Source organism: Occultella kanbiaonis (genome assembly GCF_009708215.1).
Lineage (GTDB): Bacteria > Actinomycetota > Actinomycetes > Actinomycetales > Beutenbergiaceae > Occultella > Occultella kanbiaonis.
This window is the reverse complement of record NZ_CP046175.1, coordinates 4,833,922-4,846,123: the sequence shown is the minus strand read 5'-3', so window position 1 is coordinate 4,846,123 and position 12,202 is coordinate 4,833,922. Positions and strand designations below refer to the sequence as shown.

15 protein-coding genes are annotated in these 12,202 nt (G+C 67.0%); 9 read left to right on the top strand and 6 right to left on the bottom strand.

All coding sequences use genetic code 11. The features are described 5' to 3' along the window. Positions 1-429: 429 nt before the first annotated feature. From GKS42_RS22250 to GKS42_RS22240, 3 genes are all read right to left on the bottom strand, one after another. Positions 430-687 carry a hypothetical protein gene (locus GKS42_RS22250; RefSeq protein ID WP_154795808.1) on the bottom strand — a complete coding sequence of 86 codons (258 nt, stop codon included), beginning with the start codon at positions 685-687 and terminating at the stop codon, positions 430-432. Between the two features lie 2 nt (positions 688-689). Next, positions 690-917, bottom strand: coding sequence for a hypothetical protein (locus GKS42_RS26655; protein WP_232847797.1), 228 nt, complete (start codon positions 915-917; stop codon positions 690-692). Between the two features lie 367 nt (positions 918-1,284). After that, a complete protein-coding gene (locus tag GKS42_RS22240) occupies positions 1,285-1,854 on the bottom strand; it encodes a dihydrofolate reductase family protein (RefSeq protein WP_154795807.1) in 570 nt (189 codons plus the stop codon). 162 nt (positions 1,855-2,016) lie between these two features. Between GKS42_RS22240 and GKS42_RS22235 the strand changes: the two genes are divergently transcribed. The 4 genes from GKS42_RS22235 (at position 2,017) to GKS42_RS22220 (ending at position 5,750) form a co-directional block, all read left to right on the top strand. Beyond that, positions 2,017-2,622 (top strand): PadR family transcriptional regulator, encoded by a 606-nt coding sequence (locus tag GKS42_RS22235; RefSeq protein WP_154795806.1) that lies wholly within the window; start codon positions 2,017-2,019, stop codon positions 2,620-2,622. Continuing rightward, the gene (locus GKS42_RS22230; RefSeq protein ID WP_154795805.1) at positions 2,619-3,347 is read left to right on the top strand and encodes an ABC transporter ATP-binding protein; all 729 of its coding nucleotides are present in this window, start codon (positions 2,619-2,621) and stop codon (positions 3,345-3,347) included. The genes GKS42_RS22235 and GKS42_RS22230 overlap by 4 nt, the downstream gene beginning before the upstream one ends. A gap of 29 nt (positions 3,348-3,376) precedes the next feature. Next, the gene (locus tag GKS42_RS22225) at positions 3,377-5,260 is read left to right on the top strand and encodes an FtsX-like permease family protein (RefSeq protein ID WP_168217953.1); all 1,884 of its coding nucleotides are present in this window, start codon (positions 3,377-3,379) and stop codon (positions 5,258-5,260) included. Positions 5,261-5,324: 64 nt separating this feature from the next. Beyond that, a complete protein-coding gene (locus GKS42_RS22220) occupies positions 5,325-5,750 on the top strand; it encodes a hypothetical protein (protein ID WP_154795803.1) in 426 nt (141 codons plus the stop codon). 221 nt (positions 5,751-5,971) lie between these two features. On the opposite strand, the gene GKS42_RS22215 is transcribed toward GKS42_RS22220, so the two are convergent. Beyond that, entirely contained in the window at positions 5,972-6,352 is a 381-nt protein-coding gene (locus tag GKS42_RS22215; protein WP_154795802.1) for a hypothetical protein, read from the bottom strand. A gap of 339 nt (positions 6,353-6,691) precedes the next feature. On the opposite strand from GKS42_RS22215, the gene GKS42_RS22210 reads away from it, so the two are divergent. From GKS42_RS22210 to GKS42_RS22200, 3 genes are all read left to right on the top strand, one after another. Then, complete coding sequence (locus tag GKS42_RS22210; protein WP_154795801.1) at positions 6,692-7,351, top strand: hypothetical protein; 660 nt, start codon at positions 6,692-6,694, stop codon at positions 7,349-7,351. Between the two features lie 65 nt (positions 7,352-7,416). Next, positions 7,417-7,689 (top strand): hypothetical protein, encoded by a 273-nt coding sequence (locus GKS42_RS22205; RefSeq protein WP_154795800.1) that lies wholly within the window; start codon positions 7,417-7,419, stop codon positions 7,687-7,689. 178 nt (positions 7,690-7,867) lie between these two features. Further along, positions 7,868-8,422 carry an AMIN-like domain-containing (lipo)protein gene (locus tag GKS42_RS22200; protein ID WP_154795799.1) on the top strand — a complete coding sequence of 185 codons (555 nt, stop codon included), beginning with the start codon at positions 7,868-7,870 and terminating at the stop codon, positions 8,420-8,422. Between the two features lie 108 nt (positions 8,423-8,530). Here GKS42_RS22200 and GKS42_RS22195 read toward each other — a convergent pair whose 3' ends face one another. Together GKS42_RS22195 and GKS42_RS22190 are read right to left on the bottom strand one after the other, a co-directional pair. Next, positions 8,531-9,319, bottom strand: a complete 789-nt coding sequence (locus tag GKS42_RS22195; RefSeq protein WP_154795798.1) for a hypothetical protein — start codon at positions 9,317-9,319, stop codon at positions 8,531-8,533. Continuing rightward, positions 9,316-9,843, bottom strand: a complete 528-nt coding sequence (locus GKS42_RS22190) for a SigE family RNA polymerase sigma factor (protein WP_154795797.1) — start codon at positions 9,841-9,843, stop codon at positions 9,316-9,318. Before GKS42_RS22190 ends, GKS42_RS22195 begins: the two co-directional genes overlap by 4 nt. A 638-nt stretch (positions 9,844-10,481) precedes the next feature. On the opposite strand from GKS42_RS22190, the gene GKS42_RS22185 reads away from it, so the two are divergent. Then, positions 10,482-10,898 carry a hypothetical protein gene (locus GKS42_RS22185; protein WP_154795796.1) on the top strand — a complete coding sequence of 139 codons (417 nt, stop codon included), beginning with the start codon at positions 10,482-10,484 and terminating at the stop codon, positions 10,896-10,898. A gap of 261 nt (positions 10,899-11,159) precedes the next feature. Beyond that, positions 11,160-11,861 carry a hypothetical protein gene (locus GKS42_RS22180; RefSeq protein WP_154795795.1) on the top strand — a complete coding sequence of 234 codons (702 nt, stop codon included), beginning with the start codon at positions 11,160-11,162 and terminating at the stop codon, positions 11,859-11,861. Positions 11,862-12,202 lie beyond the last annotated feature (341 nt).

Below are 12,202 nucleotides of genomic sequence, written 5' to 3'. Positions count from 1 at the left end.
CGCGAGTCCGACGGGTTCGCCGCGGTGATGAAGCCCTGCTCGGTCGTCGAGGCAGCCCGAGACCACCATCGGCTGGTCCAGGTCACCGAGGTGCCGACGAAGAAATACGGGAGGCAGCGCGGCACGAGATGCCCACTCGCGGGGCTGCGGATGCTGTCCTTCGCGGTGGTCGGCGGGCTGGTCGTGTGCGTCACCGTGGTGCTCGGGGCATGGGCGATCCGGTCGATGCTTCCGCAGCCGGGCGCCGAGCCGGACCGGCCCGCGTCGGTTGATTCCGTGACTGTGGGAACCCGGCCGGCGTGGCTTGCGCCCGGGGCAGTGAGGACTGTCCAACTCGTGATCGAACTACGTACCGATCGGGACGTGATCACAGCCTCGGCCGCCAGGCAGTTCACGGACTACATCCGTATCCGGCCGTGACGGCCAGGCTCAGGGCGCGACCCCCGCCGCAAGCAGTGCCCACGCCTCGGCGGCGCTGATGGTCGGCGAACCAGCGCCGTAGTCCAGGAATCTCTCGGGCGTCAGCCCGACCGTCAGGGAACCGAGCATCGTGTCCAGGTCCATCGTCGGCTCGATCGCACGCCACGCGACGATCTCGTCTGCGGTCAACCCCATGACGGGCGCGCCGACGAGGGTTTCGACGGCTACGCCGGGCATGGCGGCTCGCAACGCCGCGAACTCGTCCACGCTCACTCCGAGGTGCTGAGCAGGACCAGCTCGTCAATGGTCAGTTCGGGGGCAACCGAACGGTACGCGGCCAGCCCACCGTCGGTGACGGACTGCTCTGGTTGCGGATCGGAGGGCCGGGCCGCCGCTGGCTCATCCGGGCGGAACGCGGCCCGCGCCGTGGTGTAATTCTCGCCGGTCTGAGCCATCCGCTCACGCACCAGCTTCTTGAAATCGGATTCCTCGGTCATGTCAGCTCCTCGGCCAAACGCGCACGACCCCAGCCCGCAGCGCCCGCCGATCGTCAGGACATGAACGGTTCAGCAGAACGTGCCCGAGGATGTACTCCCCTTCGTCTGTTGGTGCCAGGGCTGGGGCCTTCGCACCGACTGGGCGTTGAGCGGACGCCACTGCGGCCAGTTTCCACGATGGTTCCGACCGGCGCAAGGAGTTGCGCGCTCCCGCGTGCCGGACCTGTCCCCGGCCCGTCGTCGAGCGGCGCTCGGTGATGCAGGCTGCGCCGTTCCGTTTGCACGTCTGGGCGGACCGAACCCTCGGATCGGGCTCGAGAACAGTCGTTCCATCGCGAAGCGACATCCAACCCCAGGACACGTCACGTCAAGCCGTTGCTCGCGTCGGCCGGTATCGCAGGGCGGCCACCCCCGACCGGAACTCCTGGCGATCCACGAGCTCGAGCTGGATGCGCTCGCGCAGACCGGCGAGCAACGTCGGTCCGTGGCCGGCAAGGACTGGCTGCACAACGAACACGTACTCGTCGATCAGTCCCAGATCTGCCAACGCCAGCGGGAGCGTCACGCCACCCACGAACAGACCCTCACCCGGCTCCTGCTTGAGCCGCTGGACCGCCTGCCCCAGGTCGCCTCGCACCAGCTCGGCGTTCCAATCGACCGCGCTCAGCGTGCTCGACGCGACGTACTTCTTCGCCTTGTCGATGGTCTCGGCGAACGGGATCTCCCACTCATCCATCCAGTCAGGCCACGTGCCCGTGGCCGGCCGCCGCCAGGCCGACTCCATCATCTCGTACGTCACCCGGCCGAAGAGCAGGGCATCGGCTCGTTCCATCTCCGCGGTCCAGTAGCGCATCGACTCCTCGTCGGGCGGGAGCCCTGCCTCGTGATGGCAGCAGCCGTCGAGCGTGACGTTGATCGAGTATCGAAGTGGTCTCATCTAGTTGCTCTCCCTTGAACCTCGCAGCACGTTTCCACCGGACCGTATTTCAGACTCCTGTCGGCGCCATTTCTCATCGACGTTCGACGGCGTGTCGTTCCGTCCGTCCGCATCGAGTGGTTACAGTGCAACTACTGGTTTCGATGTAACCATGGAGGTGCGATGTCTGTTCGCGACGGCCTGCTGGCGATCCTGACTGATCGGCCGATGCACGCCTATGAGTTGCGGGGCGAGTTCGAGCGCCGCACCACCTCGGCGTGGCCGCTGAACATGGGCCAGGTCACGGTCACCCTGGGCAGCCTGGTCAAGGCCGGCCTTGCCGAGCCCGATCCCGACGGCGATGCTCCCGTGCGCTATCGGGTCACCGACACCGGGCTGGCGCAGGTGCGGGCGTGGTGGCTGGACCCCGCGGACCGTGCCACGCCCGCCCGGGAGGAGGTGAGTATCAAGTTGGCGCTGGCGATCGGCGCCCCGAGCGTCGACGTGGCCACGGTGATCGCGAGCCAGCGTGCGGCCACCGTCAGTGCGATGCACGACCTCACGCGCCTGAAGCGCGACGCGACGGAGCCCGATGACCTGGGATGGCGCCTGACCCTCGACCGCATGATCTTCGCGGCCGACGCCGAGGTCCGCTGGCTCGATCACGTCCGCGAGCAGGTCGCGCGCGGGCGGACCCGCAGTGGTCCGGCGCGAGCAACCGCCGCCGATGAGCAGGTGACACCCGCCGTCACCGACCCCCACGCCGAGACCGAGCGGGCCGCCAGATGACGGCGGGAGGCGCCGTCGTCGTCGACGCGCGCGATCTGGTGCGGCGGTACCCAGGTCTCGGGGGAGACGCTGTGACAGCGCTCGACGGCGTCTCGCTCACCGTTCGTCTGGGCGAGTTGGTCGCCGTGATGGGGCCGTCGGGCTCAGGCAAGTCAACGCTGCTGCACATGTTGGGTGGGCTGGACATCCCCACTGCGGGAACGGTGACCGTGGCCGGGACCGAGTTGAGTCGAGCGAGTCGGGCGCAGCGCTCACGAGTTCGGCGGCGCCGCATCGGGTACGTGTTCCAGGATCTCAACCTCATCCCGTCGTTGCGGGCCGTCGAGAACGTCTCGCTACCCCTGGACTTGGACGGCGTTGGCGCCCGCGAGGCGCGGCTGGCAGCTCTCGACGCGCTGCGGGCGGTAGGTGTCGACCATCTCGCGGAACGCTTCCCGGACGCGCTGTCAGGCGGACAACAGCAGCGTGTCGCGATCGCACGTGCGCTTGTGGGGCCGCGGCGGTTGCTTCTTGCTGACGAGCCCACCGGTGCGCTGGATTCGGTCACCGGTGAAGACGTCATGAACCTGATGCGCGACCGGGTCGACGCCGGTGCGGCGGGTGTGATCGTCACGCACGATGCGCGGCTCGCGGCATGGGCCGACCGCACGCTCTACCTCGAGGACGGTCGGGTCGTCACGACGAGCGCACCCGGCGAGCCCGAGTCGCTGCTGGAGGGCGTGTGATGTGGCGCCGCGCCCGGCCTGTGCTGCTCATGACCATCCGTGACCTGCGCCGCCGTACACTGCGGACGATCCTCGTCGCCGTCCTGCTTGCGCTGGTGACGGCGGTCGGATCGGCTGCTGTCGCGATGGCGGTCGCGAGTCGACAAATGAGCGCCGGCGTGTCGACGGATCCGTGGGTCTCGGCGACGACCGTGCTGGTCTGCGGGCTCGCACTCGGCGTCATCTGCCTCGTCACGGCACCGCTGCACATGGCTGCCGCGCGCCGCAACCTGCGGCAGATCGGTCTGTTGGAGGCAGCCGGAGGGCGTGACGGTGACACGACGCTCGCACTGGTCGCTCCGGCGGGGTTGACCGCCGCGGTCGGCGCGGTTGTCGGGGCTCCGCTCGGCCTGGCGCTGGCGAGCGGTGCCCTGTGGACCGGCGCCGGGTCGGCCAGCGCGCCTGAGACGTTGACCGTGGTCGTCGGAGCAGTCGCGATCGTGGTGGTCGTCGTCGCTGTCAACGTCGTCGCCGCGCTGATGACGGCGTGGCGCGTCCGCGGCGCATCCGTTGTCGACACGCTTCACGGCCACGTGTCCGCGTCGAGGCCCACGAGCAGTTCGCGTCGTATCGGACTGGCAGTCGCCTGCCTGGCCGTAGGGGGCATGGTGCTGGCGCTTGGGCTCCGACGCGTCGACCTGCTGTTGGTGGCTGTCGGAACCGTGGTCACGTGGGCGGGCCTGGCCGCTTTGCTGGCGGTCGGCCTCACGTCGCTCCTCGGCACGGCCCGCCGCGGACCGTACTCGTTGCGCTTCGCGCTGCGCGAGGGTGCGCGCTATCCGATGCGCGTGGTTCCGACGACCATAGCCTGCGCCACCATGGTCACCCTGCTGGTCGCAGCGATGGCCTACGTCGGCAGTACCCACCAGGCTGCACTCGACAGGTACACCCCGATGGGTCCCCCGGGGTCGGGAATCCTGATGCGCTGGGACCCGGACGGTTCGGCCCACGAGGTGACCGAGGCCGAGACGGAGGCGGTGTCCGCGATGGTCACCGAGGCGGGCGCCGACGGTCGCGCGGTACCACTCCACACCCCAGACGACCCGCTCTGGCTCTCGAACGGCCGGGGCACTGTCGTGTTCGAACCCGCCGATGAGTTCAGCCTGCTCGGTGGCTCCGGCGTGCCCGCCGCCTTGCTCGCGACCGATGACCTGATCGACGCCTGGGGCTACGACGTCTCCGTACGCGACGCGCTCTCCGCTGAGAGACTCTTGGTCCCTCCAGGAACGCTGCCCGGGGGCAGCGGAACTGCGGTGCTCACTGGACCGGGCGGCGAGCGCACCGTCAGAGTTGAGGAGATCCTGCCGCGCGGTCCTGCTACGGCACTGCTGCCGCGCTCCGTGGCGACCGAGCTGGACGTGCACGTGGTCGCCGTGCTCGTGGTCGGGCTCGACCCAACGGCGCTTGAGGGACTCGGCCAGCCCGCACAGGAGGACGACTGGACGCTGGCGATCGAGCAGGGCCCGCCCGAACTGGAGCAGGCGCCGACGCAGTACGCCCTCCTTGCTGCCGCCGCGGTCGTGGTTGCGCTCCTGCTGTGGCTCATGGGCGCGCTCGCCCGAGAAGAGGCACGACCGGACGTCGTCACGCTCGAGGCAGTCGGCGCGCGCCCGAGGTTCATGCGCTGGGTCGCGGCGTGGCAGGCGGGCGGGGCCGCCGCGATCGCGGCGGTCGCGGGCATCCCGGTTGGGCTGCTCGGCACCCGGTTGCTCATGACCGTCCGTGACACGAGCCTCTCCTGGCAGCCGACATCGCTCGTGATCCCATGGCCGCCAACACTCGCGATGCTCCTGGTGGTGCCAGTCGTCGCCGGGCTCGGGGTAGCAGCCCTACAGCCTCGCCGTCCGCCCTTGGTGCGCCGCTTGGCCGATTGACTCGTTTCGGGCGGCCTGGGACAGGGGATCGACGTGCAATCGCCCGCGGGGCAACAATGGCCCAGTGGGTGATCCCGTAGGCCCGAACGCTGAGTGGCCGACCAAGCGAGTTGTCGAGCAGCGCATCCGCAACCGCCTCATCGAGTACTTTGAGTTCGCTTCCTCATTCACCGCGCAATTGAGGTACGAGGCGGCGGCGCCCATTGTGCATGTTCCCTACGAGATCATCAACCAATGGGAGGACTGGACGCTCGGCTTGGATCTTTGGCTCGACGAGGCACAGGTTTACACGGCGGAAGAGAAGGAAGCCTTGAGGCGCTTCCAGGTCGTCTGGGACAGGGCCGCTGACGATTTAGCTGACGACTACCCGGCGCTCAGGCAGGTTCAGGCGATGCCGGCTTGGAAAGAGTTGAGGCAGGAGGCCGAGCTCGCCCTAGCAGTCTTCGCCCATCGCGGCCGGTTGCCGGAGGACCACGAACGGTGGCCTTGATCGTCGACCCATGGGCCGTATGTCCGCCTTCCGCCCATGCGGGCTCGGCCCGTCGGAGGTGAGTTGGCAGAGGACCGGAATCTTGACAGAAATCATTGTGCTGGCGAGATACCGGAATGGCTCGCAGACGATGGGGGATTCGCGCCTGAATCGCGATGACCTGCAGGAACTTGCGGCCTTGTGGCCCCGTGCCAGTACTGTGACAGTTTCCCTGGCCGCTTTCAGGTCCAGCGGTCGATGAGTGCGAACTCGGGCCGGGTGAGCAGAAAGATGGTCGGATGCATGAGGAATGCGATGGCCAACGCAGTCCAGGCGTATCGGCGGACGCGGAGCAGGTACAGGACTGCGGGAACGACGATCGAGCCAACTGCTGCGACTCTGGCGACTGTCGCTGCAGTAGCCTGCACGCGATTTCCCGCCTCGCCAATCTCGGAGTAGAGATCGCTGCCAGCTGGGACCACTCCATCAAGGTCGTGACGCGTCTCGAAGAAGAACGTCCAGAATCCGTAGTCGATACCGATGACGATGAGCGCGAACAGAGCCGCCGAGGCTCCCCACCAGATGGAGGGTCGTGGTGGCTGTGGCTCGAAGACTTGCTGCATGACGGTGGTCGTGACTCCGAGGGTGCGTGAGAACTCTGCCGTGGCTCATTGGTGTCTATGTGTCGGGCGCTGGGTCGAGACTACGATCCGCCACGGATTGGCACTGCCGACTACGACGGCGATCTGTGGTTCGCGCCGAGCGCGCTGCCATAGCTACGACCCCGGAAAGCCACCTGGTCCGCATCACTGACTTGCTCCAGCGCTCTTCACCGGCCATGGACCGATGCCCTACGCTACGTCGTACTGTCGAAGGCGAGAGTCGGGCCAGGTGGGACCCGCGGGGTGGGGCCTGCGCGCCCAGACGAGGGCAGATCGGATGGGGGTCGTGTCGTGCGTCGCATGAAGAAGATTGCCGTCGCCATCGGCGGTGCGACGATTCTCGCTGTTGGGGGAGGCGTCGGCCTCTCGATCTTGGCGCTGGGCGACGCGTCGGCGCACTCGGAGCCGAGTACCGGCGGAACAGAGGTTGGATCGCAGGGCCAGACGTCCGCGCCGAGTCAGGCGGTCCTAGACGCGATCGCGGAACTTGAACTGAACCGCGAACAAATCGCGGCGCAGGTGGAGTCCGAGCTCGGGGAGGCGAGCGCCGTCCTGAGCATGCCGGCGGGCACCGAGTTTGGTCCCGTGTATGTGCTCGAGGAGATTGACTCCCAGATCGAGATGCTCTCGGGCGACCATGGGGAGGAACTCCTCGTTTCTGGGGCGATCGACCCGGTGACGCAATGGTTCGAACCGGGCTCGTTCGCATCTTTGATGGCGATCGACTGGAAGTGTGCCTGGTTGTCGACGGGCGTGGCCGCGGTCCAAGCGGGCGATCGTGACGCAGTCGTGGAGGTGGTCCAGACGCTGCACTCGTTCGCCGAGTCTGAGTACGTCGGGGCGTTCCCGGACTACGACTACGTCCTCAGTCTCTACGTCGACCCGCTGCTGGATGGTGACACGACCGGCGCACTTCAGTACCTACCCAGTTGCGAGGATTCCACCCGAGTCGATGATTGAGTCTTGAGCCAATCTCCCACGCAGGACCATTCCGCCCGTCGTCGCCGCTAACGTGCTGGCCCTGAGTGGATGCGACTCCGACGATCGGACAGGTCATCCTGATGCCGCCGCTAGCGTTCTCCTTCGCTATGGGCGACGTCGTCATCGGTGTTGCGGAACGCGCAGCAGAGCGTGGTGTCTTTGACGTTTCGTTCTCCCCGGAACCAACGGTTGGTCCCGCCGGTTTCACGATCGGCTTCTTCGGCGACGGGTCAGCCGCAGTATCGCGAACTCATCTTGCGCAGCAGATCCGGAGGACCGTTGCGGGCTATAGCGACGACGAACTCAACTGGTCCTGACTCGGGATCGGCGAGGCCGAAGTGGGGGACTGGTGCAGACGATGAGCAGTTCGCGGTAGTCCCGGCGACACTTCGAGACATGCCATATCGCCGGCATCTCCGAACCGAGTGGTGGTCAAGCACCTCCCGGTACTCTCCGCTCATGGGCCGAGGTCGCAGCGCGTGGATGGTGTCGTCGGTGGCACTCCTGGCGAGTGTCAGCTCGTGCACGGGCTCGTCGCCCACGCCGTTCGCAGAGCCGTCGGTAGCACCGTGTGACATCGCGTCCGTTGATGGTGAGGCGGACTTCCTCCCGCCGGACTTTCAAGGGGAGATCCAGCATCACGGAGACGGGTACGGCGGCATGCTCTTCGAGTCGCTCGAATCGGCTGTTTGTGACGGCTTCGAAAGGGTGGTCGTCGAATTCAGCTCCTACCCGGACGAGGAGGCCGGCGACGTTGGTCTGTGGGCCGCGTGGGTCGACAAGGTCACGACGGAGGGCGGCGAGGCCATTCCCCTCGACGGATCGCAGATCCTGGTGCTCAGCATTATCGGGGCCACGTGGCAGCCCGGGACGGGCGGCGTTCATGGCGTCTCCGGCCCGACTGGCAACCCGATCGCCGAGGCTCAGTTTCACGAGCAGTCGGGAGGCTCAGGCGGGCTGTACGTGGGGCTGTTCGAGCAGGCGGGGTACCGCGCCTTTACCGTTGATGACCCATATCGGGTCGTGGTGGACTTCCGGATACCTTCCTGAGAACAGCGGCGCCGAACCCGCGCCACCCCACAGGCCAACCTGGACAGGAACCTACAGATTCACGGGTCGGTAGGTAGCGAGGCCCGATGGCAGTGACGCGTAGGTGCCTCACGCGGCCAGGATCGCTGGCAGGATGTCGGCTTCCACCAGGTCCACGATGCCGGCGGGAAGTTCTCTGCCGTCTGCGGCGGTGCCCGGGGGCAAGGCCGACACTGAGATCATCTGGGTCCCGTCGGAGCTGGCGGTGAGCCAATGGTCGCTCTCGCCGGGTACGGGTGCGGGCCGGTGGTAGACGGTGCTGCCCGCGATGGTGCTCTCGTCGTAGGGCCTGTCGGCTATGGCGTGGCTGAGCGCGTCGGCTACCGAGTCGGCGGTCGTGACTGTGATGGTGATCTGTGCGCCGCTGGGGTCCACGAGCAACGCGTCGAGCATGTTGCGCTCGACGAATGACCGGTCGATCGTCAACCCGGTCGCAGCCGCGATTTGCTCGATGTCGGTGACCTGCAGGCGCGGCGCCAGTGCGGCGTCATCGTCGGCATTGGGCGCGGCGGGGTCGTCATCGGTGGACTGGGTTGGCGGTTCGACGGTTGTGGGATCACTCGTGGGGTCCGACGTCGCTGGCGATCCGGTGTCGCTGGGCGTGGGGTTACCGGTGTCGACGATGCCGGTGGCGGGTTCCACCGGGGTGCTGAGCGGGGAAGTGGCGACCGTCCATGTGACGGCACCGATCAACGCGAAGCTGGCAACCGTGACACTGGCGGTCATGGCACGTCGTCGCCGGCGACGTTGCCGCCCGCGAGCCTGGACCGCGTCGAGGTCGACGCCGATGTCATCGGGAATCGCGTCCCAGATTTCGGGCGAGAACGGTCGGTCGTCGGTGGGGTGCGGTGTACTCATCGGTCGGTTCCTCCCATGGTGGTCCGAAGGTGCGTGGCGGCGCGGGAGGCCGCCATCTTCACTGCGGCTTGGCTCATGCCGAGGGTCGTGGCGGTCTCTTCAACGGACAGGTCCTCGAGGTAGCGCAGGGCGACGACCCGGCGCTGGCGTGTGGTCAGGCCGGACAGGGCCGCAGCCAGGAACGCGCCGTCGTCGGGCGAGCTGCCCGGGTCCGGCGCCGTGTGGTGGTCCCGGGAGGACCGCGAGGACCACAGGGCCTCTGCTTCGTGTTGGCGTTGTCGTTTGCGCCAGCGGTCGGTCCGGAGGTTCACCAGGATGCGGCGCACGTACGGGTACGGATCGCCCTGGGATCTGCTGAGCGTCGGCCAACGTGCGTAGGTGCGGGCGAGCGCTTCCTGCAGCAGATCGCTCGCCTCGTCACGGTCCAGAGTCAAGACCCACGCGAAGCGCGCCAAGTCTCGCGATGAGGTCCGCACGAAGTCCTCGAACTCCGAGTCGCCAGCGCGGTCTCCGGTCTGCACCATGCCCCGTCCCGCCACGAGCGAGCGCCCCGGCGCGCCTGGCGCAGGGGAGGTCGCTTCCGATGTCTTGGTCACACCCTCTTACACGCCGGGCGTGCCGATCAGGTAACGCGGCGTGCATTGGTGGTTCAGGACAGGAGTTATTGCGCGCGTGCGAGCACGTCCAGGCTCGAGGAGGCGGTCCCGGCGTCGAGTTGTCGAGCGAGGGCTCCGCGGCATGGACATTCGTGAGCTCACCGGTCGGGGCGTCAAGGTCGGACCCTTGCCAGGTACCGTCACCCAGCGAGCGGACGAGGCCGGTGCTGGCGCTGGTCTCTGCGTGGGCGTAGGCGTCCTCGTTCGGGTAGGACCTACAGTCGCTCGAATAGTCGGTGGCGCCCTCGTGGTCGGTCCACGTCACACAGTCCGGTTGTAGGTGGCTCTGTCAGGGAAGGTGAAGGTGCTCGATTCCATCAGCGGTGTGTCGTCGCTCGTCACGGTCACCATCTCGGCTCAAGGTGAGCGCGACTAGAACTAGTCTCCGCATTGAGGTCCCCTTGGTGCTCGGGTCGTTGGGCTGTGAATGCTCGGACCAATACTCTGGGAGATTCGCGAAATCCTTTGGGGCGATCAGACCGGCACCGCCGTGCGTGGTTGCTACTGTGCGGATGATGCTGGCACGGGGTGCCCTCTCACGGGGGCTGCGGATCCTGTCCTTCGCGGTGGTCGCCGGGCTGGTCCTGGGCGTCACCGCGATGCTCGGGGTGTGGGCCATCCGGTCGATGCTTCCGCAGTCGGACGCCGAGCCGGCCTGGCCTTCGTCGGTTGAATCCGTGACTGTGGGAACCCGGCCAGCGTGGCTTGCGCCAGGGGCAGTGAGGACTGTCCAACTCGTGATCGAACTACATACCGAGGATGACGACGCCGTCCGCCTCGCCATCGACTACGCCATTCGGGTCGAGGACCCCGACGGAGAGGCCGAACAGATCGAGGTCAAGATTCGCGACATCAACGGTGAACAGACCTTCACGATTCCCCTGCCGTTGAACGAGGCCCAAGTTGACGAGGCTCTGGGCTAATGCGGGATCCTGGATCGCACGGACGAATCCGGTCGCGATCCGGCGGCTGTCGCGGCGTCGAAGTCTGACCAACTCACCTCGTCGGCAGACAGGCAGGGAGACCGGACTGATTCCTCTCGACGATGCGGGTGCCCAGGCGTCCGTGGGGACGTGTGCGCGCTGCAACGCCCCATGCGCATCGCTGGTGCGCTTGGATGGCTGAACAGACACCGAACTCGACGGAGCGGTCTCGTGAGTCCAGCAGCGGGGAGGAGTGTTCGGATGCGTAGCCGTGACGATCTCTACTGCCGTGTGTGCGGCTACGAGAATGTTGAGCCTCCGTGGGGGAGCGATGGTCGCTGTCCCAACTACGACTTCTGCCCGTGCTGCGGCGTCGAGTGGGGCTACGGGGACTTCTCGCCGACTAGCGTGCGACGCTTCCGCGATTCCTGGCTTCGGGGCGGCGCCACTTGGGACGATGCCGGAATCGAGCATGATGGGTTGGTCGTCGGCGAGCGGCTGAAGCGGATCGGATATGAGCTTCCAGTCACGGGCATTGAGTTGGGTCGAACCGATGAGGCCGAGGCTGTCGAACGGCTCGGCCGTTCCGAGGCGTCCGGGTTCGCCGTGCGCGAAGGCGAGCGTCGTCGCTGGCTCAGGTATGAGCAGGAGCATGGCTACATACGTGCACGTCTTCGGTTGCTCGCGACGCATGAGGGCGGACGCACGCGCCCGATCTTCACGGGCTACCGTGCGCACTGGTGGTTCGAGCCCGAAGTCCATCCCGACTCCCATGACGCCCCGTTGCTGATTGAGGGATCGGGAATGCTGGAGCTGGGCGCCGAGGCATTGATTCGACTTCATCCGACCTGTCCCGAGGGCTGGCCGGAACCGACTCCGGGACTTCAGTTGAAGATGATGGAGGGCGCACAGGTCGTGGGACTAGCCGAGGTGGTGGAGGTTGTCGGGCCCCTTGTCGACTAAGGGCTCCGTGGGTTCGGCTGGAGATAATTCGCCAGACATTTAGAGCAACGTTCCACGGTCAACGCGGTCCGCCATACGATCGAGAAGGCGCCGCGTTCTTTGATACCTGAGGCACCGCGGCGCTGAGCGCCCAGACCTCGGCTGCCACGGTGTCCCATGGGGGCTTGGTCAACTCGCCCGCGTTCAGCCGTCGTCGGAGATCGCGGACAACTTTCCGGCACGCGGCCGGAGACTCAAGGACGCGCTCGAGTGTGGCTGCCCACTGTGGTTCAACCTGCTGTACGACGATCTCGGTCGCGATCGCACCGCTGGCAGCCGCGCGACGCTCCTCGTAGGCAGCG

Excerpts from the sequence above, each read along its gene's own strand:
- GKS42_RS26655 (WP_232847797.1), bottom strand. The coding sequence starts at position 917 with ATGACCGAGGAATCCGATTTCAAGAAGCTGGTGCGTGAGCGGATGGCT.
- GKS42_RS22240 (WP_154795807.1), bottom strand. The coding sequence starts at position 1,854 with ATGAGACCACTTCGATACTCGATCAACGTCACGCTCGACGGCTGCTGC.
- GKS42_RS22235 (WP_154795806.1), top strand. The coding sequence starts at position 2,017 with ATGTCTGTTCGCGACGGCCTGCTGGCGATCCTGACTGATCGGCCGATG.
- GKS42_RS22230 (WP_154795805.1), top strand. The coding sequence starts at position 2,619 with ATGACGGCGGGAGGCGCCGTCGTCGTCGACGCGCGCGATCTGGTGCGG.
- GKS42_RS22225 (WP_168217953.1), top strand. The coding sequence starts at position 3,377 with ATGACCATCCGTGACCTGCGCCGCCGTACACTGCGGACGATCCTCGTC.
- GKS42_RS22215 (WP_154795802.1), bottom strand. The coding sequence starts at position 6,352 with ATGCAGCAAGTCTTCGAGCCACAGCCACCACGACCCTCCATCTGGTGG.
- GKS42_RS22210 (WP_154795801.1), top strand. The coding sequence starts at position 6,692 with ATGAAGAAGATTGCCGTCGCCATCGGCGGTGCGACGATTCTCGCTGTT.
- GKS42_RS22195 (WP_154795798.1), bottom strand. The coding sequence starts at position 9,319 with ATGAGTACACCGCACCCCACCGACGACCGACCGTTCTCGCCCGAAATC.
- GKS42_RS22190 (WP_154795797.1), bottom strand. The coding sequence starts at position 9,843 with ATGGTGCAGACCGGAGACCGCGCTGGCGACTCGGAGTTCGAGGACTTC.
- GKS42_RS22180 (WP_154795795.1), top strand. The coding sequence starts at position 11,160 with ATGCGTAGCCGTGACGATCTCTACTGCCGTGTGTGCGGCTACGAGAAT.